Raw genomic sequence first — 21,435 nt, forward strand, 5'->3', positions numbered from 1 at the left:
GCACATGGTGTCCAACCAACATACGGGGCGGCCAGACATGGCCGCCCCTGATGCTGCCAAAGCTCCGGCGATCGAGCTGCGCGGTATCTCGAAATCCTTTGGGCCCGTGCAGGCGAACAAGGACATCTCGATCCGCGTGATGCCCGGAACGATCCACGGGATTATCGGTGAAAACGGCGCGGGGAAATCGACGCTGATGTCGATCCTCTACGGCTTTTACAAGGCCGACGCGGGCGAGATTTTTATCAACGGCACCAAGACCAACATCACCGACAGTCAGACCGCCATCGCGGCAGGCATCGGCATGGTGTTCCAGCATTTCAAGCTGGTTCCGAATTTTACCGTCCTCGAGAACGTGATCCTCGGGGCCGAAGATGGCGCTTTGCTGCGTCCGTCGCTGGCCAAAGCACGCAAGGAACTGACCGCGCTGGCCAAGGAATACGAGCTGAACGTGAACCCCGACTCGGTCGTCGAGGACCTTAGCGTCGGCCACCAGCAGCGCGTCGAAATCCTGAAGGCGCTGTACCGCCGCGCCGAGATCCTGATCCTTGATGAGCCGACCGGCGTGCTGACTCCTGCCGAGGCCGACCACCTGTTCCGCATTTTGGAAAACCTGCGCCGCGAGGGCAAAACCATCATCCTGATCACGCACAAACTACGCGAGATTATGGAAACCACCGACACCGTCAGCGTCATGCGCCGCGGCCAGATGACAGCCACTGTCAAAACCGCCGAAACCAGCCCCGAAGAGTTGGCCGAGCTGATGGTCGGCCGCAAGGTGCTGCTGCGGGTGGACAAAACCGCCGCCACCCCCGGCGCCAAGGTCTTGGAAATCGAGAACCTGAAGGTCGTGGACAGCGCGGGCGTCATGCGCCTCAAGGGGATCAATCTGGACATCCGCGCGGGCGAAATTCTTGGCATCGCGGGTGTGGCTGGGAACGGGCAATCCGAACTGCTCGAGGTCCTTGGCGGGATGCACAGTGCCACCGGAACCGTGCGCCTGAACGGCAAACCCCTGCCCTTGACCGGCCCCGGATCGGACGCGAGCGCGCGTCGTGATCTGGGCATCGCCCATGTGCCCGAGGATCGCCACCGCGAAGGTCTGATCCTTGATTTCCACGCATGGGAAAACGTCGCCTTTGGCTACCATCGCGACGCGAAATACCAGCGCGGCATGTTCATGGACAACGCCGCCTTGCGCGCCGACACCGAGGCCAAGATGGCCAAATTCGATGTGCGTCCGCCGGACCCATGGCTCGCTGCCAAAAGCTTTTCCGGCGGCAACCAGCAAAAGATCGTCGTCGCCCGCGAGATCGAGCGTAATCCCGACCTGCTGCTGATCGGCCAGCCAACCCGCGGCGTGGACATTGGCGCGATCGAGTTCATCCACGAACAGATCATCGCCCTGCGCGACCAAGGCAAAGCGATCCTGCTGGTCTCGGTCGAACTGGACGAAATCTTTGCCCTGTCCGACAGGATCGCGGTGATGTTCGATGGCCAGATCATGGGCGTTCGCAACCCCGCCACCACCAACGAAAAAGAGTTGGGCCTGATGATGGCCGGTATTACCGACACCAGCGCCCTCGCAACACAAGAGGCGTCCCAAAATGGATAAGATGCCCCGTTGGGCGGAGGTCTTTCTGGTCCCGCTCATCTCCCTACTGCTGGCGGCGGTCCTGTCCGCGCTGGTGATTCTTGCCATCGGTGAAAACCCGTGGGCTGCGGTCAAAATGATGGTCTCCGGCGCATTGGGCTCGACCTATGGCTGGGGGTACACGCTGTACTACACCACCAACTTCATCTTCACCGGTCTGGCGGTCGCGGTGGCCTATCATGCCCGGCTGTTCAACATCGGCGGCGAAGGTCAGGCGATGCTCGGCGGCCTTGGCGTGGCGCTGGCCTGCCTGTATCTGCCCCTGCCCCACTGGCTGATCGCCCTGCCCGTAGCGGCGATTGGCGCGGCACTGTTCGGGGCGGCTTGGGCCCTGATCCCCGCCTATCTGCAAGCCAAACGTGGCAGCCACATCGTGATCACCACGATCATGTTCAACTTCATCGCGGCGGGTTTGCTGAACTACCTCTTGGTAAACCTGATGCGACCCGTGGGCTCGATGGACCCCGCTACCGACAAGTTCCCCGAAGGCACCCACTTGCCTACCCTGCACGACCTGCTCGCCCCCATCGGGATCGAGTTCTCAAAGGCCGCGCCTGCCAACGTGACTTTCATCGTCGGCCTGCTGGCCTGTCTGGTGGTCTGGCTGCTGCTGTGGCGCACGCGCCTTGGTTATGAAATCCGCGCGTTCGGCCATTCGGAACCCGCTGCGGTCTACGCCGGCATTAACCCTGTCAAAATCACCATGATCGCCATGCTGATCTCTGGCGGATTGGCGGGCATGATGGCCGTGAACAACGTCATGGGCGAAGCGGAACGTCTGGTCATGAACGCCGTCGAGGGCGCAGGCTTCATCGGGATCGCTGTTGCCCTGATGGGTCGCAACCACCCGTTCGGCGTCTTGATCGCAGCGCTTCTGTTCGGCTTCCTCTACCAAGGCGGCGCGGAACTGGCCCTTTGGACCAGCATCCCGCGCGAGTTGATCGTGGTAATCCAAGCGCTCGTGATCCTGTTCACTGGCGCACTCGACCACATGGTCCGCATGCCGCTAGAGCGCCTGTTCCTCGCCTTTAGAAAAGGAGCCTGAGCATGGATTTTCTGACAATCATCCAGATCCTCGACTCCACCATCCGGCTGGCGACCCCGCTGCTGCTGGCCTGTCTCGCGGGTCTGTATAGCGAACGCGCGGGCGTTTTCGACATCGGGCTAGAGGGCAAGATGCTGGCCGCAGCCTTCCTCTCTGCCGCCGTTGCCTATGTGTCGGGTTCGGTCTGGCTGGGTTTGTTGGCGGGCATTGGCGCGTCGGTGGTGCTGGCGATGGTCCACGGGCTGGCTTCGATCACCTTCCGTGGAAACCAGCTAATTTCGGGCGTCGCGATCAACTTTCTGGCCGCGGGTCTAACGGTTCTGGTCGCCCAAAGCTGGTTCCAACAAGGCGGCCGCACCCCCAGCCTGATGGGTGGCGCACGGTTCGAGCCGATCACCCTGCCCTTTGCCGACGCCCTGTCCGGCGTCCCGTTCCTCGGGCCGATCTACGGCGACCTGATCAGCGGCCATTCGGTGCTGGTCTATCTGGCCTTCGCGCTGGTGCCGACCACATGGTGGGTGCTGTTCCGTACCCGTTTCGGCCTGCGCCTGCGGGCTGTGGGCGAAAACCCCGCTGCCGTCGATACCGCTGGCGTCTCGGTCACCCGTCTGCGCTATGCCGCCGTGCTGATCTGCGGCGTCCTTTGCGGGATCGCGGGGGCCTATCTGGCGACAGGCCTGCAAGCGGGCTTTGTCAAAGACATGACCGCCGGCCGTGGCTTCATCGCCCTCGCCGCGCTGATCTTTGCCAAGTGGCGCCCGTGGAATTCCCTGTGGGCCTGCCTGCTGTTCGGCCTGCTGCAAGCGGTCGCCCTGCGCTACCAGAACCTTGATCTGGGGGGCGTTGTGATCCCCGTGCAGGTGATGGACGTTCTGCCCTATATCCTGACCGTGATTTTCCTGGCTGGCTTCGTGGGCAAAGCCATTCCGCCCCGCGCTGGTGGCGAGCCCTACGTCAAGGAACGCTAACACCGAAGCGGGGCCCCGGCGGCCCCGTTTCTGCAACTGCACCGCAACATTTTGTCCGAAATTACAGACACCAAACGCGACCGCCTTGTGCTGGGGCAAAATCGCGGTTTACGGTGAATCATGCAGATATACCTCCCGATTGCCGAAGTTTCCGTTAACGCTTTCCTCCTGCTAGGGCTGGGAGGCATTGTGGGTTTTCTGTCCGGCATGTTCGGGGTTGGCGGGGGCTTTCTGATCACCCCTCTGCTGTTTTTTATCGGCGTTCCGCCCGCTGTGGCCGTGGCCACCGGCGCGAACCAGATCGTGGCCTCGTCCTTTTCGGCGCTGATGGCGCACCTCAAACGCAAGACCGTCGATTTCAAGATGGGCGGCGTGCTGCTGGCGGGGGGCCTTGTCGGATCGGCACTCGGTGTCTGGGTCTTCAACTTCCTGAAAACGCTGGGCCAAGTCGACCTGCTGGTGAACCTGTTCTACGTGGTTTTTCTGGGCATCGTCGGCGGCCTGATGATGATCGAGAGCCTGCGCGCCCTCAGCCGCGCCAAACATGCGGGCCCCTACAAGGCCAAGAAACGCGGCCGCGGCATCGTCCAGACCCTGCCCCTGAAGATGCGGTTCCGCGCATCGGGCCTTTATATCTCGGTCATTCCGCCGTTCGTGGTTGGCCTGTCGGTCGGCGTTCTGGCGGCGATCATGGGCGTTGGCGGCGGCTTCATCATGGTGCCTGCGATGATCTATATTCTGGGGATGCCCACCAAAGTGGTGATCGGCACCTCGCTGTTCCAGATCATCTTTGTGACCGCGTTTACCACGCTGCTGCATGCGACCACCAACTACACCGTGGACATCGTTCTAGCCCTCTTGCTGCTGATCGGCGGCGTGATCGGCGCGCAATTCGGCACCCAAGTGGGCGCGAAACTCAAGGCCGAGCAGCTGCGCATCGCGCTGGCCTCTCTGGTGCTTATCGTCTGCGGCAAGCTGGCCTTTGACATGCTGATCACCCCGTCCGACCTCTACTCGATCGGATCGAACTGATGCTGCGCCTGATCGCCATTCTGTGCCTTGCGCTGCTATCCCCCCTGCCCCTGCGTGCCGAGGAGGTCGTCCTTGGCCTCAGCCACGAGGAAATCCGCATCACCACCCGCTTTGACGGGTCCGACATCCTGATCTATGGCGCGGTCAAGCGGGACGAAACCTCGGCCCCCGATCTGCCCCTGCAGGTCATCATCACCGTGGCAGGCCCCTCTGGCCCCACCACCGTCTGGCGCAAAGAGCGTGTGGGCGGCATCTGGATGAACACGGACTCGGTCGAAATCGACCGCGCCCCCAGCTTCTACGCCGTGGCTACCACCGCCCCGCTTAAGGAAATCCTGTCCGAGACAGAGGACCTGCGCCACAAAATCTCGATTCCCCGCGCGATCCGTTCTGTTGGCGCACCGCAGAACATCGATGATGCCGAGGCCTTCACCGACGCCCTGATCCGCATCCACGAGCGCAACCACTCGTACCTCACAGCCGAGGGCGCGGCGCAGCTGCACGAAAACACCCTGTTCGACACGAACATCACCCTGCCCTCGAACCTGACCGAGGGAGAATACAAGATCCGCATCTTCCTGACCCGCGATGCTGCGGTGGTCGCGAACTACGAAACCCCGATCTCGGTCCGCAAAGTCGGCCTCGAACGCTGGCTCTACGCCCTGTCGCGGGAACATGCGCTGCTCTACGGCCTCTTGTCGCTCGCACTGGCCGTGGCCGCAGGCTGGGGTGCCTCGACCTTCTTCGCGTTAATCAAACGCTAATTCATCTTGGCAAAATTACCCCGGGGAGTGAATTGCGCCCCAAGGGCGCAAGAGAGGGGCAGCGTCCCTCTTATTCCGTGAAATCCATCTGCAAGGGCGCCGGTGTGCCCCCCAGATCATCCACGCTCAGCGGCCCCGACGGTTTCGACAGGCGCGGACGCACCACCCAGTACAGCCGCTCGGACGCGCGCGTCACCGCCACATAGGCCAGACGTTTCCACAGGGGTTGCCCCGCCTCGGTCCGCCCCATCCGCGCGGCGGCATAGATGTCAGGCGCAAAGACCTGCACATCGCTCCATTGCGACCCCTGCGCCTTGTGAATCGTGACAGCCGCCCCATGCAGGAACGCCGCCCCCATCCGCGCCGCAAAGGGGATAAAGGGCTCTTCCTCGTCCGGTTTCTCGATCTTGACGATGGACGCAGCACTGACCTGAGGTTCCTCTGCCCCCAGCACATGCAGGCGCGAGAACCCCGGCTTTCGCCCCGGCCCCAGATACACGACCTGAGCGCCCTTGATCAGGCCTCTGGCCTCCAGATCGATGCGCTTCTTGCGGTGTTTCAAAGGCAGTTCGATACCGTCGCAAATCAGCGGCTCTCCCTCAAGCAGCTCGGTCTCGGGCGCGCCATAGACGCTGCGGAAGGCGTTGATCAGCCGGATGCGCGTCGCGTTGCGCCAAACCAGAACAGGGCTGCGGGCCATCAGGTCCACCTCGACCCGCTGGCCCCAGATCACGCGATCATCCTCTCGGGCTTTCTGTTCAATCAGACGTTCGAAATCCTCGAACTCGACCGCCGGATCGGCCAGCGCATGGGCGATGTCCAGAATGGGGCTGTCCCCCTGCTGGCGGTGAATGCGGTTCAGGTGCATCACCGCAGGCTGAGGCAGCTTGTCGAACACCATCTTGCCCGACTGGTTCACAGGGGCCAACTGCGCCGGATCGCCGAACAGCATCAGCGTCGGGAAAATGTCCCGCAAATCGTCATACTGGCGGTCATCCAGCATCGAGGCTTCGTCCACCAGACCGATGTCCAAGGGCTGCTCGCGCCGTTTCCAACCGGTGATGAAATCGGATCCGCGCAGCCCCGCCGCGGCCAAGGCCCCCGGCACGGATTTGTGGGTCTCATAGCTGGCCTTGGCGCGTTCCAGCGCCTCGTCCGTCAGGCCCTCGATATCCGGGCGCTCGGCGTTGCCCGCCAGCCATTCCGCGACCCGCTCGTATTCGGGGTCATAAACGGGGGTATAAAGGATGCGGTGGATCGTCGTCGCGGGCACACCGCGCATACGCAACACGCTCGCGGCCTTGTTCGTCGGGGCCAGAATAGCGAGCGACCGGCGCTCCTTCTTCTTTTTGCCCTCGTAATCGCCCGAGACGATCTCGACACCTGCTTCCTCCAGCGCCTTGACCACGGCGGCCAGCAGCATCGTCTTGCCCGAGCCCGCCTTGCCGGTCACGGCCAGAATGGACTGCTTTTCCTCGATCAACGGGGTGAGGATACCGTTTTCCACGTCCACGCCGACACCCCGCAGCATCTGCGTGATACGGTCGTGGGCCTCGGCCTGATCTTCGGAGAAAATAATGCTGGGAACGCTCATGGCGCGGACACTACACAGGCGGCGCGGGCAACGGAACTGGCAAAACGCCAGCCCCCTGCCCTAGATGATGATGAAGCCGTGGCTGATCGCCTTGGCCACCGCATTCACGGTGTTCGTAGCCCCCAGCTTTTCGCGGGCGGACTCGATATAGGCCCGCAGGGTGTGTTCGGAAATTTCCAGCGTCGCCGCGACCTTGGCCCGACTGTAGCCGCGCGCCAGATAGGTCATCGCGTCCACCTCGCGCGGGGACAAGGGGCGGGTCAAGCTGTGCCGCTCGACTGCGCCAAGTTCCAGAACGCAGTCGTTCAGCAGATGGGCTAGCACCAGCAGGTCTGCCATGTGGTCCGCGCATTTGATGCGCCAAGCCTCGGGGCAGGTATCGTCGCTGATGGTGAAGACCGCATATTGCGCCTTGGGGCCACGGACCGGGATGGTCAGCCCTTGGGGGCCAACGCCTGCTGCGACGGCCTCGGTCATGATGGTTTGGGCTGCCTTGGTGGACCAATCCAGATCCTGCCAGTCGATCGGACGGAAGCTGTGATAGCAAGCGTGCACAACAGGATCCTGCCGCCCGTACCCTAATTCCAGATAACGGGTCAGCCACGCCTCGGGATAGGTGCCGACATGATGAACCGCGCCGTCCGAGTTGGTCCAGAAATAGATCGCGTGCGCGACATCAAAGTGATCGCAGATCATCTTCATCACGCCGTGCAGATCATCCTGAGATTTAATTCCCTGAATAACCTCGAATATCGCCTTGATACCAACCTCGGGCAAAGCAATGGCTCCAATCAGAATACACGAAAGCCAAATAAGAAGCGGCCAAACATGTATAAAAAATCTAACAATATTAATGCCATTAGATTGGTTTGAACCGCGCCGAACCGCAAGGGATTAATTGCCGCTAACAGGTCGAAATGTAATTCAGTGCAACAAAAAGGCCGCGCATTTCATAATGCGCGGCGCTTCTGTAGCTTGAGCGGCTATCGTGCGTTGATTAACGCGCGGCCAGTGCGTCCTCGAAGGTGCGCAGGCCGGTCTTGGGGGCCTGAACCAGCACCGCCATGTTGCCGGGCTTGTGCTCGTTACGCAGCATCTTGGTGTGCGCCTGGGGAATCTGGTCCCAAGTGAACACTTCGGACATGCAGGGGTCCAGACGGCGTTCGCACATCAGGCGGTTTGCCGAAGCTGCCTGCTTGAGGTTCGCAAAGTGCGAGCCCTGAAGACGCTTCTGGTGCATCCACATGTAGCGCACGTCGAAGGTGCAGTTGAAGCCAGAGGTACCGGCGCAGATCACAACGATACCGCCCTTTTTCACGATCAGGGTCGATACGGGGAAGGTCGACTCGCCGGGGTGTTCGAAGACCATGTCCACGTTCACACCCTTGCCTGTGATGTCCCAGATCGCCTTGCCGAACTTACGTGCTTCTTTCAGCCACTCGTTGTACTCGGGCGAGTTTACGGTGGGCAGCTGACCCCAGCAGTTGAAGTCCTTGCGGTTGATGACGCCCTTGGCACCCTGATCCATCACGAACTGACGCTTGCTCTCGTCCGAGATCACACCGATCGCGTTTGCACCTGCGGTATTCGCCAGCTGGATTGCGTACGAACCCAGACCGCCCGAGGCACCCCAAACCAGAACGTTCTGGCCGGGCTTCAGCTCGTGGGGGTGGTGGCCGAACAGCATACGGTATGCGGTTGCCAGAGTCAGAGTGTAGCAGGCGCTCTCTTCCCAGGTCAGGTGCTTGGGACGGGGCATCAGCTGCTGGGCCTGAACGCGGGTGAACTGAGCGAACGAACCGTCGCCGGTCTCGTAGCCCCAGATGCGCTGGGTGGGCGAGAACATGGGATCGCCACCGTTGCACTCTTCGTCGTCACCGTCGTCTTGGTTACAATGGATGACAACTTCATCACCCACCTTCCAGGTTTTCACTTTATCGCCAACGGCCCACACAATCCCTGCGGCATCCGAACCCGCAATGTGGTAATCCTGCTTGTGTACGTCGAAGGGCGAAATCGGTTTGCCGAGACCAGCCCAGACACCGTTATAGTTAACACCGGCAGCCATCACGAGAACCAGCACTTCGTGGCTGTCGATTTTCCAAGTGTCTACAACTTCTTTCTGGAACGAAACTTCGGGTTCGCCGTGACGTTCGCGGCGGATCGCCCACGCATACATCTTGGGGGGAACGTAGCCGAGGGGCGGCATTTCGCCCACTTCGTACAGGTCCTTTTCCGGCGCATCGTAGGGGGCAATCCCAGTGTTTGTATCAAGTGCCATCGTCGTGCCTCCATGCTCCCGAAGTGTCGGGGGGGTAAACTCGTTCTGCGGCGCAGAATCGCGCTGCCTCTGCAGCATGGATATAATCCGTCGCGCAACATAGCAACAGTTATCCCGCGTCATTTTGTAATTTTATGTCGCGACCAAAGTCTAATGCTGCGCCAGCAGCTTGTAAAATAGGGGTTTGCGCCGCATCGCGGCGAATTGACAGCGCCATATAATTCCAAGTACTAAATCACGAACGCAAGAAAATTGCTGAACCAGATTCATTGCGAGGCACCGATGACCGAGACTCAGAAAGACCGCCCGTGGCTGATCCGCACTTATGCGGGGCACTCGACCGCAGCGAAGTCGAACGCCCTTTATCGTGGCAACCTGGCCAAAGGTCAGACCGGCCTGTCGGTGGCTTTCGACCTGCCCACCCAGACTGGCTATGACAGCGACCACGTGCTGGCCCGCGGCGAAGTCGGCAAGGTTGGCGTGCCCGTCTGCCACCTTGGCGACATGCGCACCCTGTTCGACCAGATCCCGCTGGAACAGATGAACACCTCGATGACCATTAACGCGACGGCGCCTTGGCTGCTGTCTCTTTATATTGCGGTCGCCGAGGAACAGGGCGCGGACATTTCCAAGCTGCAGGGCACCGTCCAGAACGACCTGATCAAGGAATACCTGTCGCGCGGCACGTATATCTGCCCGCCCAAGCCCTCGCTCAAGCTGATCGCGGACGTGGCCGAGTACTGCTATCAGAACGTGCCCAAGTGGAACCCGATGAACGTGTGTTCCTATCACCTGCAAGAAGCCGGCGCGACGCCCGAGCAGGAGCTGGCCTTCGCTCTGGCCACCGCGACCGCCGTTCTGGACGAACTGCGCCCCCGCGTTTCGGCCGAGGACTTCCCTGCCCTCGTCAGCCGCATCAGCTTCTTTGTGAACGCAGGCATCCGCTTTGTCACCGAGATGTGCAAGATGCGCGCATTCGTGGACCTGTGGGACGAAATCTGTCTGAACCGCTACGGCGTTGAGGAATCGAAGTACCGCCGCTTCCGGTATGGCGTTCAGGTGAACAGCCTTGGCCTGACCGAGCAGCAGCCTGAAAACAACGTCTACCGCATCCTGATCGAGATGCTGGCCGTGACCCTGTCGAAAAAGGCCCGTGCCCGCGCCGTGCAGCTACCCGCTTGGAACGAAGCGCTTGGCCTGCCCCGTCCGTGGGACCAGCAGTGGTCGATGCGGATGCAGCAGATTCTGGCCTATGAGACCGACCTTCTGGAATACGAAGACCTGTTCGACGGCAACCCCGCTGTGGATGCCAAGGTCGAAGCCCTGAAAGAAGGCGCGCGTCAGGAACTGGCGCAGCTGGACGGCATGGGCGGCGCGGTCAGCTCGATCGAATACATGAAGGGCCGTCTGGTCGAATCGAACGCGGATCGCCTGAACCGCATCGAAAAGAACGAGACTATCGTGGTTGGCGTGAACAAGTTCCAGCAGGGCGAACCCAGCCCGCTGGTCGGCTCGGACGGCGGCATCATGGTTGTCGACCCCGCGGTCGAAGTCGAGCAGATCGAACGCCTGAACGCATGGCGCGCCGAGCGTGACGAAGCCGCCGTTCAGGCCGCTCTGGCCGAGCTGCGCGAAGTCACCAAAGCGGGCGACAACGTCATGCCTGCCTCGATCAAAGCGGCCAAGGCTGGCGCGACCACCGGCGAATGGGCGGCAGAGATGCGCGCGGCGTTCGGCGAATACCGTGGCCCGACCGGCGTTGCCCGCGGTGTGTCGAACAAAACCGAAGGTCTGGACGATATCCGCGAAGCTGTGGACGCCGTCAGCGACAAGCTGGGCCGCCGCCTGAAGTTCTTGGTGGGCAAGCCCGGCCTCGACGGTCACTCGAACGGGGCCGAGCAGATTGCTTTCCGCGCCCGCGACTGTGGTATGGACATTGAATACGAAGGTATCCGTCTGACACCCGAAGAGATCGTTGGCGCCGCCCGAGAGAACGACGCCCATGTGGTCGGCTTGTCGATTCTGTCCGGCAGCCATATTCCGCTGGTCGAAGACGTGATGAACCGTATGCGGTCAGAGGGGTTGGGGGACATCCCCGTTGTGGTTGGCGGTATCATCCCGGACGAGGACGCGAAGCGCCTTTTGGGCTTTGGTGTGGCCAAGGTCTACACGCCCAAGGACTTCGAACTGAACCGCATCATGATGGACATCGTGGCGCTGGTCGATCCGGCACCGGTTGCCGCTGAATAACCGGCGTTCGCGGCGGCTGGACCGCCGGTGACGTTGAGTATTTATCGCAAAAAGAAGCATGGGGCTTGCCAATCGGCGGGCCCCGTTCTTTTTTGACCGTCAGGTAAATGCGGGAGACTTCGAGATGACGGTACATATTGGCGCAAAGCCGGGGCAAATCGCCGAGACGGTGCTGATGCCGGGTGATCCCTATCGGGCCAAGTGGGCGGCCGAGACGTTTCTGGAAAGCGCCGAGTTGGTGAATGAGGTGCGCGGGATGCTGGGATTCACCGGCACGTGGCGCGGGCATCGGGTGACCATTCAGGGCAGCGGGATGGGAATGCCGTCGCTGTCCATCTATGCCAACGAGTTGATCAAGGACTACGGTGCGCAGACATTGATCCGGATTGGGTCGGCTGGCGGGATGCAGCCTCAGGTCAAGATCCGCGATCTGGTGATTGCGATGACCAGTTCGACGCTTTCGACGCCGTCCTCGGGGATTTTCCGAGAGCTGAAATATGCGCCCTGTGCCGATTTCGGGCTCCTGCGGGCGGCGGTTGCAGCGGCCGAGGCGCGTGGGTCGGTGCCCCATGTGGGCGGGATCTATAGCTCTGACGTGTTTTATGACGAGCGCCCCGATCTGAACGAGCAGATGACCCGTCACGGTATTCTAGCGGTCGAGATGGAGGCGGCTGAGCTTTATACCTTGGCAGCGCGCTATGGGCGGCGGGCTTTGGCGATCCTGACGATCTCGGACCACCTTCAGACCGGTGAGGCGCTGCCCTCCGAGGACCGCGAGCGCAGCTTTGGCGAGATGGTCGAGATTGCTTTGGAAGCGGCCTTCGCCTGAGGGTTAACGCCCGTGGCTGCGGTCGTATCCGTTGGCTGCGGGCAGTTGCCATGTGTCAAGTGCCCCCTCTGCAGGGCGCAGGATGTCGATTTGCAGTGGATAGCAGGCGGCGGTGTCGCTGGAGTGTTCGCTGCTACAATCTCCCCCCGGACAGGCGCTGAGTGCGCCCAGTAGGTCGATTTCCGCGAAGAACTCGATGTAGTCGCCGGGGCGCACGGGGCTGGCCTTCATAAAGTACTGGCCCGTGTTGCGGGTGAAGCCTGTGCACATAAAGACGTTCAGCACATCGTGGACGTGGGGCTCGGCCTCGGCCAAGGACAGGCCCGAGTGGTCGGACAGCGCCCGCGTCAGGTTTGAATGGCAACAGTGGTGATATTGCCCGCCGGACAGCAGATAATGGGTGTAGGGATCGCAGCGGGTGCCGATCACGTCGTGGACCGAACCGCCGAATTGGTCGATCCCGTACCAGCCCAAGGTATCGTGGGTCACCGTCGCCATGGGGCGCAGGTGCGGCAGGTTCGACCATAGCCGATCCCCCGTGGTCACGTGGGTGCCATGCAAAGCACGGGTTTTGCCGCTGAAGAACCGCTCGGTCAGATCATGGGCATTCCACAGGTTCAGGTCCCCGACCTGAGGCCCCTGCACCGAACTGATGCGAAAGAAATGCCCTGCAGGAACGGTGAAGCTGGCGGCGTCTCGGGGGGATGCGGTGACGGTCTCGATCACCTTGGCGCCGGTGCGGGCGGCCAGAAACAGCGCCATGTCGGGCTTGGGCAGCGTCTCCACCGGATAGCAGATCACGGGCGGGATCGCGCGGCGGGCGTCTGCGTCATCGGGGGTGGTACACATGGGTTGGCCTCCTGCAACTGGTCGGGTCAGAAGGCCACAAAATGCAGGCTCGGGATAGCACGAAGTCGCCCCATCACGATCCAACCGCGCCGTCTAGTCCTGCGGCTTCAGGCAGTCCTGCGGCTGCTTTTTCGGATCGCCCCATGTTTCGGCCCCGCAGTTCACGCAGTGATAATAGCGCAGCCCGTCTCGATCATTCCGCCGGTTTTCCCGCCAACGGCAGTTACGGGTTTTTCGGTTCGAGAAAATCATCACCAGCACAAAGGCGATGGCCAGTCCGACTACTGCGATCATCTGGGGGCTCCGGTTCGCGGGGGTTGGCAGGTACCTATGCCCTGCCCCGCCAAAAGCAAACCCCGTGCATGGAGGAGGGTCCAGCACGGGGTCGCGAGGTCACGGATTATGCGGCCTCGGAATATTCTACGTAGTCGTAGTCGGCAGTTTCGTCCTCGTAGAGGTTCGGGGTCGGAACGGCCAGTTCTGCTTCAGGCATGTAGTAGCCGAACATCTGCTCAAGAGCTTGGTCGGCGGGGGAGAGTACAACATCCATCATTAGAGCACCTGTTTTTACAAAGGTAGCTCCTCCCTGACAGGGGATATGGTCCTGTTTTTCGCCAAGGACACCCCCACACCTTCGCAGGTGCAGCATAACCTTTGGAAGTGTGCCAGAAATGCAACGCGCCGCTACCCACTACTGGGTAACGGCGCGCTAATTCGCAATAGTGTCGGCCCGATTAGTAGGCGCGATCGACCATCATCTTCTTGATCGACGCGATTGCCTTGGCGGGGTTCAGACCCTTGGGGCAGGTTTTCGCGCAGTTCATGATGGTGTGGCAGCGGTACAGCTTGAAGGGGTCTTCAAGGTTGTCCAGACGCTCGCCGGTGGCCTCGTCACGGCTGTCGATCAGCCAGCGATAGGCGTGCAGCAGCGCGGCGGGGCCGAGGTAACGGTCGCCGTTCCACCAGTAGCTGGGGCAGCTGGTCGAGCAGCAGGCGCACATGACGCACTCGTACAGACCATCCAGCTTTTCGCGATCTTCGATCGACTGCTTCCACTCTTTCTTCGGAGTGTTGGTCTTGGTTTCCAGCCAGGGCATGATGCTGGCGTGCTGCGCGTAGAAGTGGGTCAGGTCCGGAACAAGGTCCTTGACCACCGGCATGTGCGGCAACGGATAGATTTTCACATCACCTTTGATCTCGTCCAGGCCATAGATACAGGCCAGGGTGTTGATCCCGTCGATGTTCATGGCGCACGAGCCACAAATCCCTTCGCGGCACGAGCGGCGGAAGGTCAGGGTGGGGTCGATCTCGTTCTTGATCTTGATCAGAACGTCCAGAACCATCGGACCACAGGTGTCCATGTCGACAAAGTAAGTGTCTACGCGGGGGTTCTGACCATCGTCAGGGCTCCAGCGATAGATCTGGACCGTGCGAACATTTTTCGCGCCCTCGGGCTTGGGCCAGGTTTTGCCTGTGGTGATACGGCTATTCTTGGGCAGAGCCAATTCAACCATGGGTCTCTCCTCTCAGAGAAGCTGTTTCGCGATACAATCGTTGGCGGCGGGCGCCTTGATCAATTCCAGAATGCGGCGGGTCTGCATGTCGCTGGCCACGCCCATCTGGACGAAGTCGGTAATGTCTGCGGCAGGCGCGGTCTGGGCCACACAGGTGGCAACCACCCCAGCCTGCGCCGCAGGCACGTAGTTTTCAATGACCGGAAGGATGGCCATAGCCGCCCCATTCCGGTCGATCGGAGCCGCGAGAGGCTGCTGGACAGTCTGTTGGCCACAGGCCGAAACCGCCAGCAGCAGACCGGCGGCCGTAGCCGCGCGGTATACTCCCGCAAATCCCATCAGAAGGTCCGTGCCTTGGGCGCGATCTTCTTCAGCGCGATACCGCCCTGCTCTTCGGTTGTCAGCGGATCGACGATGACGGGGCGGTAGGTCAGATCGACCTTGTTGCCCTCGACGCGGCTGACGGTGTGGACGCGCCAGTTATCGTCGTCACGGGTTGCGAAGTCCTCGTGAGCGTGTGCACCGCGCGATTCCTTACGCGCCTCTGCGCCGACGATGGTCGCCAGAGCGTTGGGCATCAGGTTGGTCAGTTCCAGCGATTCCATCAGGTCGCTGTTCCAGACCAGGCTGCGGTCGGTGACTTTGATGTCGCCCATTTTGCCCGCGATTGCGGTCATGTCGGTGACACCTTGGCTCAGGGTTTCCGAGGTACGGAACACCGCTGCGTCACGCTGCATGGTCTTCTGCATTTCCAGACGCAGGTCTGCGGTCGGAATGCCACCCTTGGCATAACGGACGCTGTCGAAACGCTCGAAGCACTTCTCGACGCTGGCCACGTTGGTCGCGGGGATCGCGGCTTCGCGGTCCACAACCTGACCGGCGCGGATTGCGGCGGCGCGGCCGAACACCACGAGGTCGATCAGCGAGTTCGAGCCCAGACGGTTCGCACCGTGTACCGAAGCACAGCCAGCCTCGCCCACAGCCATCAGGCCGGGAACGACAGCGGTCGGGTTCTCTTCGGAGGGGTTCAGCACTTCGCCCCAGTAGTTGGTCGGAATACCGCCCATGTTGTAGTGCACGGTCGGGATTACGGGGATCGGCTCTTTGGTCACGTCAACGCCAGCAAAGATGCGGGCCGATTCCGAGATACCGGGCAGACGCAGGTGCAGCGCTTCGGCGGGCAGGTGCGACAGGTTCAGGTGGATGTGATCCCCGTCCTTGCCAACGCCGCGGCCTTCGCGGATTTCCATGGTCATGCAGCGCGAAACGTAGTCGCGGGGCGCGAGGTCTTTGTACTGGGGCGCATAACGCTCCATGAAACGCTCGCCTTCGCTGTTGGTCAGGTAACCGCCTTCGCCGCGCGCACCCTCGGTGATCAGACAGCCTGCGCCGTAAATCCCGGTGGGGTGGAACTGAACGAATTCCATGTCCTGCAGCGCCAGACCCGCGCGGGCCACCATACCGCCACCGTCACCGGTGCAGGTGTGCGCCGAGGTCGCGCTGAAGTAGGCACGGCCGTAACCGCCGGTCGCCAGAACAACCATCTTCGCGTTGAAGACGTGCATGGTGCCGTCGTCCAGCTTCCAGCAGACAACGCCGGTGCAGACGCCATCGTCGGACATGATCAGGTCCAGCGCGAAGTATTCGATGTAGAATTCCGCGTTGTTCTTGACCGACTGGCCGTACAGGGTGTGCAGGATCGCGTGACCGGTACGGTCAGCCGCCGCGCAGGTACGCTGCACTGCGGGGCCCTCGCCGAATTCGGTGGTGTGACCGCCGAAGGGACGCTGGTAGATCTTGCCTTCTTCGGTACGGCTGAAGGGCACGCCATAGTGCTCCAGCTCGTAGACCGCTGCCGGCGCTTCGCGCGCCAGATATTCCATCGCGTCGGTGTCACCCAGCCAGTCCGACCCCTTTACGGTGTCGTACATGTGCCACTGCCAGCTGTCGGGACCCATGTTCCCCAGCGAAGCAGCGATACCGCCCTGCGCCGCAACAGTGTGCGAGCGGGTCGGGAATACTTTGGTCACACAGGCGGTACGCAGGCCCTGTTCGGCCATACCGAGGGTCGCACGAAGACCCGCACCACCGGCGCCGACGACGACCACGTCATATTCGTGTGTTTCGTACTGATATGCAGCCATTTGCGCTTCTCCGAATTAAAGTGCGATGCGGATGATCGAGAAGATGCCGGTTGCCGCAGCAGCGTAGCACAGGCAGTTCATCGCGATGATCGCATACTGGCCGGCCGCACCGTGAACGTAGTCCTCGATCAGGACCTGGAAACCGTTCTTGAAGTGCATGAAGCCGACGCCAAGGGTCAGGATCGCTACGATCGCGGGGAACGGATGCGCGTAATATGCGACCATTTCCTCGTAGCTGCTGCCCAGAGCAGGACCGAAGGTGAACACGAACAGCGGGACCAGGATCAGCAGACCGATCGAGCTGACTTTCATGTTCCAGAAATGCTCGACGCCCGATTTGGCCGAGCCCATGCCGGTAGCGCGCTTGCGGGGGGTAAGATATGCCATCTGACGCTCTCCTCTTATGCGACCAGCATGATGATCCAGGTCAGCACGGTCAGTGCTGCGGACCCGATAACCACGGCCCAGCTCAGGCTTTCGGCGGTTTTGATGTCCAGCGCGATGACCTGATCCCAGATCAGGTGACGGACGCCTGCCAGGGTATGGTACCACAGGCCCAGGACGGACAGACCCATGACCAGATCGCCGAACCAGCTGGTGACGATGCCATCTGCGAACGCATAGTATTCGGGGCCCGAAGCGGCCGCCAGAAACCACCATACGGTCATCAGCGCTGCAACCAGCAGAGCGTTACCGGTGATACGGGTCAGGATCGACGTAATCGCAGTAATCGGCAAGCGATAGATCGTCAGGTGCGGTGAGAGCGGGCGGTTGCCCCGATTCACATCAGCCATAAGTGTTCCTTTCGGTTGCGCAGCCGACTCCCAGGCGGCCGCGGTGCCTCGGGCAGATTGATAGCCGATTTTCACGATCTGTCACGGCTTCAACGTGCCGCAGAGCAGCATTTTATCGCGTTTCTGTCATATTTTTTGCGAATGTGATCACACAATTATTCCGTGTGATCACATTTTAGCGTTAACAGGGAATCAATACCCAGTAATCCAGATCCAAGAGTACTTCGCTCAGGTATTTTCCGTTTTCGTCCTTGAGCGCAAAGGGTTCACCACCCTTGGTTGCGACCAGTCGCAGACGAAGAGCGCCAACACCGGGCGCTGCGGTTTCGGCTTTGTCCAGAACTTCGGTCCAGCATTTCACGGTATCACCGGCGAAACAGGGGTTCGCGTGCGCCCCGCCGTTAATGCCCACGATCATCTGCGCGTTGGCCAGACCGTTGAACGACAGCGCCCGCGCCATCGAGATCACGTGGCCGCCGTAAATCAGGCGCTTGCCATCTTCGCGGAAGGTCGCGTCGAAGTGCACCTTGGCGGTGTTCTGCCACAGGCGCGTGGCCAGCATATGCTCGGCTTCTTCGATGGTCACACCGTCCACGTGGTCGATCTTTTCGCCCACTTCGTAATCGGCCCAGCGATGCCCCTCGCCTGCCAAGGTGAAGTCATAGCCGGTGAAATCCAGCCCCTCGGGGATCACCAGATCCTCGACCGACAGGACCTTTTTCAGGTCGGGCACAACGGCATCGGGCGCAGGCGCGGTCACATCGCGTTTGCGGACCATCACCCAGCGGACATATTCCATGACCACTTCGTCGTTCTGGTTCAGGCCCTGAGTGCGCACATAGACCACCCCGGTCTTGCCGTTCGAGTTCTCTTTGACGCCGATCACTTCGCTGCGCGAGCGCAGGGTGTCCCCCTCGTAGACCGGTTTCAGGAAGCGGCCCTCGGCGTAGCCAAGGTTTGCAACCGCGTTAAGCGAAACGTCAGGGACGGTTTTGCCGAACACGGTGTGGAACGCGATCAGATCATCCATCGGCGATTTGGGCAGACCGCTGGCCTGCGCAAAGGCGTCCGACGAATACAGTGCATGACGGGCAGGATAGAGCGCGTGGTACAGCGCCCGCTCCCCGCCCGATACCGTCCGCGGAACCGCGTGGTCAATCACTTGGCCCACTGCATAATCTTCAAAGAAACGTCCCGCGTTGGTCTTGCTCATGTCATTGCTCTCCGAGTTTCATGCCGGGGGTGTACTCACCCTCGATCTCTTTGGTGACCGCCTGACCGCAGCGCATTTTCCCTGCCGCATGATCAAACGAATAAGTCGGGTTGCCATGCAGTTCCCAGCCCTTGGACAGGGCCAGAGTCACCTTGTGGCAAAAGTCCGAGGTGTCGTCCTCGGTCAAAAAACGATAGATTTTGCTCATCAGTCTTATCCTTGTGGGAAGGGCGAGACGCCCAAAGCCATATGAATGCCCGTGATCGCGCCGAACGCAACCAAGGTGATGATCACAAGGATGATGTCCCGTTTGGCGGGGCCCTTCTCGGGACGCTCCCATTCGGGGGCCGCGCGGTTGATCAGCATGACCTGCAGGCCCGCCCACAAAAGCATACCGCCGAACAGCACTATCGAGGCCAGATCCCCGTTCACAAGCAAATGCGCAACCGCCCAGATTTTCACCGCGATCAGCATCGGATGACGGGTCCAACCGCGCAGGCGGCCTTTGGTGTGGGCCGTGCCGAACACGAACACCGCAACCAGCATCAAGAGGTTATTCAGGTGAACGGTCCACGTGGGCGGGAACCACACGTTGATGAAGTCGGCGTTGCGATAGCCGACAATCATCATCCCGAGGCCCATGACGATCAGCAGGGTCGACAGACCTTTGGCCTTCTGGCCCATCTGTTCATGAAGTTCGGGAAGAATTCGCTTGTAATAGTGGCCCCCTGCCCAAAGCAGGAGACCGAGGATAAGGATCAGCATTCTGGATTACTCCGCGGATAGAGCTGCAATTGCCTCCGCTTGTGCCAGAATTTTCTTCGCTGTGACAATGTGAAGGTTCTCGACGATCTTGCCGTCGACCACCGCAACGCCCTGCCCTTCGGCCTCGGCGGCCTCGAACGCGGCGATTTGGCGCTGGGCCAGATCAATCTCGGCCTGGGACGGTGCAAAGGCTGCGTTGCAAACCTCGACCTGTGCGGGGTGGATCAGCGTCTTGCCGTCAAAGCCCATGTCGCGGCCCTGCTCGCATTCCGCTTTCAGACCTTCGTCATCTTTGAAGGCGTTATACACACCATCAACGATAGTCACGCCGTGGGCCTTGGCGGCCAGCAGGCACAGTTGCAGGCTGGTGATCATCGGCAGACGGTCGGCGCGGAAGCGGGTGTTCAGCTCCTTGGCCAGATCGTTGGTGCCCATGACAAAGCCCTTCAGCGCGGGGTGGGCTGCGATCGCCTCGGCGTGCAGCATCCCTTTGCAGGTCTCCATCATGGCCCAGATGTCCTTGCCGGGTACCAATGCTGCAAGCGCATCCAGCTGCTCGGGTCCGTCGACCTTGGGCAGCAGAACCGCGTCGCATTCCATAGTGGCTGCGGCGCGGGCATCGTCTTCGCCCCACTGGGTGTCCAGACCGTTGATCCGGACGATCTTCATGCGGCTGCCATAGCCCCCTGCGGCCAGCGATGCCTTCAGGGTGTCACGAGCGCCCAATTTTTCATCAATCGCAACAGCATCTTCGAGGTCGAAGATGATCGCATCGACGGGCAGGGTCTTGGCCTTGTCCAGCGCACGCTCTTTGGAGCCGGGGATGTAAAGTACCGAGCGGGTGGGCCGTGTGGTCGCGTCCATCGCAAATCTCCTCGCAATAATCTTGCGTGGATGGATACATTTCCGACCGACTATTTCAAGCCCAATCTTGCCGCAACGCAGAATACTTTAGAACAATGCGTCCCAGATCAGCTTGGCCCCTGTTAGCGTTAGCGCAACATAGGTGAACACAAAGAACGGCTTCTCGGGGACCAGATGGTGCGCTTTGACGCCCAAGTAGACACCCAGAATGCCGAACGGCGCAAGGAACAGATCCGCAAGGAACGTCTGCTTGGTAAAGATGCCCAAGGCGAAATAAGGGATAAACTTCATCAGGTTGATGGCCCAGAACACGATGATCGTGGTCGCCTGAAACGTGGTCTTGTCCAGCCCCTGACGCAGCAGATACACGGCCACGGGCGGGCCGCCCGCATGGCTGACAAAGCTGGTAAACCCCGCCATCAGACCGGAAAACGCCCCCGCTTTGGCCCCGAGCAGATCGCCAGACACCTCGATCCAGCCCTGCGAACGGGCCACTGCCCAAATAACGAACGCAATCGAGATGCCGCCGATCAGCAGACGGAACAGATCCGGATTCGCGAGGTCATAAAGGAACGCCCCCAAGGCGACTCCGGGCACCGCGCCGATGATAATCCGCTTTGCATCACGGCTATTCCACCGCTTCCAGTAGGGACGCAAAGAAGAAATATCCATGAGCATCAGCAGCGGCAGCATGATTCCCAATGCAACCCCAGGTTCAAGCAGCAGCGCCAGAATCGAGGCAGAGGCGAACGACGCCCCCGAACCAAAGCCCGCCTTTGTAATTCCTGCGAAAATCACTGCCGGGATCGTGATGGCGAAGAACACCATGCTAAAATCGATCACGAAATTTCCTTTCAAAAAAACGCTTATCAATA

23 protein-coding genes are annotated in these 21,435 nt (G+C 60.8%); 7 read left to right on the forward strand and 16 right to left on the reverse strand.

What is annotated here, in order from left to right:
* Positions 1-37 precede the first annotated feature (37 nt).
* From HJ536_RS00380 to HJ536_RS00400, 5 genes are all read left to right on the forward strand, one after another.
* Entirely contained in the window at positions 38-1,615 is a 1,578-nt protein-coding gene (locus HJ536_RS00380; RefSeq protein ID WP_177156314.1) for an ABC transporter ATP-binding protein, read from the forward strand.
* Entirely contained in the window at positions 1,608-2,699 is a 1,092-nt protein-coding gene (locus HJ536_RS00385) for an ABC transporter permease (protein ID WP_177156315.1), read from the forward strand. Before HJ536_RS00380 ends, HJ536_RS00385 begins: the two co-directional genes overlap by 8 nt.
* A 2-nt stretch (positions 2,700-2,701) precedes the next feature.
* Positions 2,702-3,667, forward strand: a complete 966-nt coding sequence (locus HJ536_RS00390) for an ABC transporter permease (protein ID WP_176852985.1) — start codon at positions 2,702-2,704, stop codon at positions 3,665-3,667.
* A gap of 120 nt (positions 3,668-3,787) precedes the next feature.
* Positions 3,788-4,699 carry a sulfite exporter TauE/SafE family protein gene (locus tag HJ536_RS00395; RefSeq protein ID WP_177156316.1) on the forward strand — a complete coding sequence of 304 codons (912 nt, stop codon included), beginning with the start codon at positions 3,788-3,790 and terminating at the stop codon, positions 4,697-4,699.
* Positions 4,699-5,463 carry a TIGR02186 family protein gene (locus tag HJ536_RS00400; protein WP_177156317.1) on the forward strand — a complete coding sequence of 255 codons (765 nt, stop codon included), beginning with the start codon at positions 4,699-4,701 and terminating at the stop codon, positions 5,461-5,463. The genes HJ536_RS00395 and HJ536_RS00400 overlap by 1 nt, the downstream gene beginning before the upstream one ends.
* Before the next feature lie 70 nt (positions 5,464-5,533).
* Here the strand turns inward: HJ536_RS00400 and HJ536_RS00405 are convergent, their stop codons facing one another.
* The 3 genes from HJ536_RS00405 to ccrA all read right to left on the reverse strand — a co-directional run bounded on the left by HJ536_RS00405 (position 5,534) and on the right by ccrA (position 9,338).
* Positions 5,534-7,057, reverse strand: coding sequence for an ATP-dependent DNA helicase (locus HJ536_RS00405; RefSeq protein WP_176852982.1), 1,524 nt, complete (start codon positions 7,055-7,057; stop codon positions 5,534-5,536).
* 60 nt (positions 7,058-7,117) lie between these two features.
* Positions 7,118-7,834 carry a helix-turn-helix transcriptional regulator gene (locus HJ536_RS00410; protein WP_177156318.1) on the reverse strand — a complete coding sequence of 239 codons (717 nt, stop codon included), beginning with the start codon at positions 7,832-7,834 and terminating at the stop codon, positions 7,118-7,120.
* Positions 7,835-8,054: 220 nt separating this feature from the next.
* Positions 8,055-9,338: a crotonyl-CoA carboxylase/reductase gene (ccrA, locus tag HJ536_RS00415; protein WP_176852980.1), complete on the reverse strand. Its 1,284-nt coding sequence runs from the start codon at positions 9,336-9,338 to the stop codon at positions 8,055-8,057.
* Positions 9,339-9,620: 282 nt separating this feature from the next.
* Here ccrA and HJ536_RS00420 point away from each other — a divergent pair, with 282 nt between their 5' ends.
* Both HJ536_RS00420 and deoD read left to right on the forward strand, forming a co-directional pair.
* Positions 9,621-11,588: a protein meaA gene (locus tag HJ536_RS00420; RefSeq protein WP_177156319.1), complete on the forward strand. Its 1,968-nt coding sequence runs from the start codon at positions 9,621-9,623 to the stop codon at positions 11,586-11,588.
* A 124-nt stretch (positions 11,589-11,712) separates the two neighbouring features.
* Entirely contained in the window at positions 11,713-12,417 is a 705-nt protein-coding gene (gene deoD, locus HJ536_RS00425; protein WP_177156320.1) for a purine-nucleoside phosphorylase, read from the forward strand.
* A 3-nt stretch (positions 12,418-12,420) separates the two neighbouring features.
* Here deoD and HJ536_RS00430 read toward each other — a convergent pair whose 3' ends face one another.
* From HJ536_RS00430 to HJ536_RS00490, 13 genes are all read right to left on the reverse strand, one after another.
* A complete protein-coding gene (locus tag HJ536_RS00430; protein WP_177156321.1) occupies positions 12,421-13,266 on the reverse strand; it encodes an urea carboxylase-associated family protein in 846 nt (281 codons plus the stop codon).
* 93 nt (positions 13,267-13,359) lie between these two features.
* A complete protein-coding gene (locus tag HJ536_RS00435) occupies positions 13,360-13,560 on the reverse strand; it encodes a hypothetical protein (protein ID WP_176852976.1) in 201 nt (66 codons plus the stop codon).
* Between the two features lie 106 nt (positions 13,561-13,666).
* The gene (locus HJ536_RS00440; protein WP_176852975.1) at positions 13,667-13,819 is read right to left on the reverse strand and encodes a hypothetical protein; all 153 of its coding nucleotides are present in this window, start codon (positions 13,817-13,819) and stop codon (positions 13,667-13,669) included.
* A gap of 181 nt (positions 13,820-14,000) precedes the next feature.
* Entirely contained in the window at positions 14,001-14,780 is a 780-nt protein-coding gene (locus HJ536_RS00445) for a succinate dehydrogenase iron-sulfur subunit (RefSeq protein ID WP_176852974.1), read from the reverse strand.
* A gap of 12 nt (positions 14,781-14,792) precedes the next feature.
* On the reverse strand, positions 14,793-15,119 hold the full coding sequence (locus HJ536_RS00450) for a hypothetical protein (protein WP_176852973.1): 327 nt from the start codon (positions 15,117-15,119) through the stop codon (positions 14,793-14,795).
* Positions 15,119-16,924 carry a succinate dehydrogenase flavoprotein subunit gene (gene sdhA, locus HJ536_RS00455; protein ID WP_177156322.1) on the reverse strand — a complete coding sequence of 602 codons (1,806 nt, stop codon included), beginning with the start codon at positions 16,922-16,924 and terminating at the stop codon, positions 15,119-15,121. Before sdhA ends, HJ536_RS00450 begins: the two co-directional genes overlap by 1 nt.
* 15 nt (positions 16,925-16,939) lie before the next feature.
* Positions 16,940-17,311 (reverse strand): succinate dehydrogenase, hydrophobic membrane anchor protein, encoded by a 372-nt coding sequence (sdhD, locus tag HJ536_RS00460; protein WP_176852971.1) that lies wholly within the window; start codon positions 17,309-17,311, stop codon positions 16,940-16,942.
* A gap of 14 nt (positions 17,312-17,325) precedes the next feature.
* Positions 17,326-17,718, reverse strand: a complete 393-nt coding sequence (gene sdhC, locus HJ536_RS00465) for a succinate dehydrogenase, cytochrome b556 subunit (RefSeq protein WP_176852970.1) — start codon at positions 17,716-17,718, stop codon at positions 17,326-17,328.
* A 181-nt stretch (positions 17,719-17,899) separates the two neighbouring features.
* Positions 17,900-18,931 (reverse strand): MaoC family dehydratase, encoded by a 1,032-nt coding sequence (locus HJ536_RS00470; protein WP_177156323.1) that lies wholly within the window; start codon positions 18,929-18,931, stop codon positions 17,900-17,902.
* 1 nt (position 18,932) lies between these two features.
* Positions 18,933-19,139 carry a DUF1737 domain-containing protein gene (locus HJ536_RS00475; protein ID WP_176852968.1) on the reverse strand — a complete coding sequence of 69 codons (207 nt, stop codon included), beginning with the start codon at positions 19,137-19,139 and terminating at the stop codon, positions 18,933-18,935.
* Between the two features lie 5 nt (positions 19,140-19,144).
* Entirely contained in the window at positions 19,145-19,696 is a 552-nt protein-coding gene (locus HJ536_RS00480) for an NnrU family protein (protein WP_177156324.1), read from the reverse strand.
* A gap of 6 nt (positions 19,697-19,702) precedes the next feature.
* The gene (locus HJ536_RS00485; RefSeq protein WP_177156325.1) at positions 19,703-20,560 is read right to left on the reverse strand and encodes an HpcH/HpaI aldolase/citrate lyase family protein; all 858 of its coding nucleotides are present in this window, start codon (positions 20,558-20,560) and stop codon (positions 19,703-19,705) included.
* Positions 20,561-20,647: 87 nt separating this feature from the next.
* Entirely contained in the window at positions 20,648-21,403 is a 756-nt protein-coding gene (locus HJ536_RS00490) for a sulfite exporter TauE/SafE family protein (protein ID WP_338081956.1), read from the reverse strand.
* Positions 21,404-21,435 lie beyond the last annotated feature (32 nt).

The sequence above is a fragment of the Donghicola mangrovi genome, from assembly GCF_013377535.1.
Classification (GTDB): domain Bacteria; phylum Pseudomonadota; class Alphaproteobacteria; order Rhodobacterales; family Rhodobacteraceae; genus Donghicola; species Donghicola mangrovi.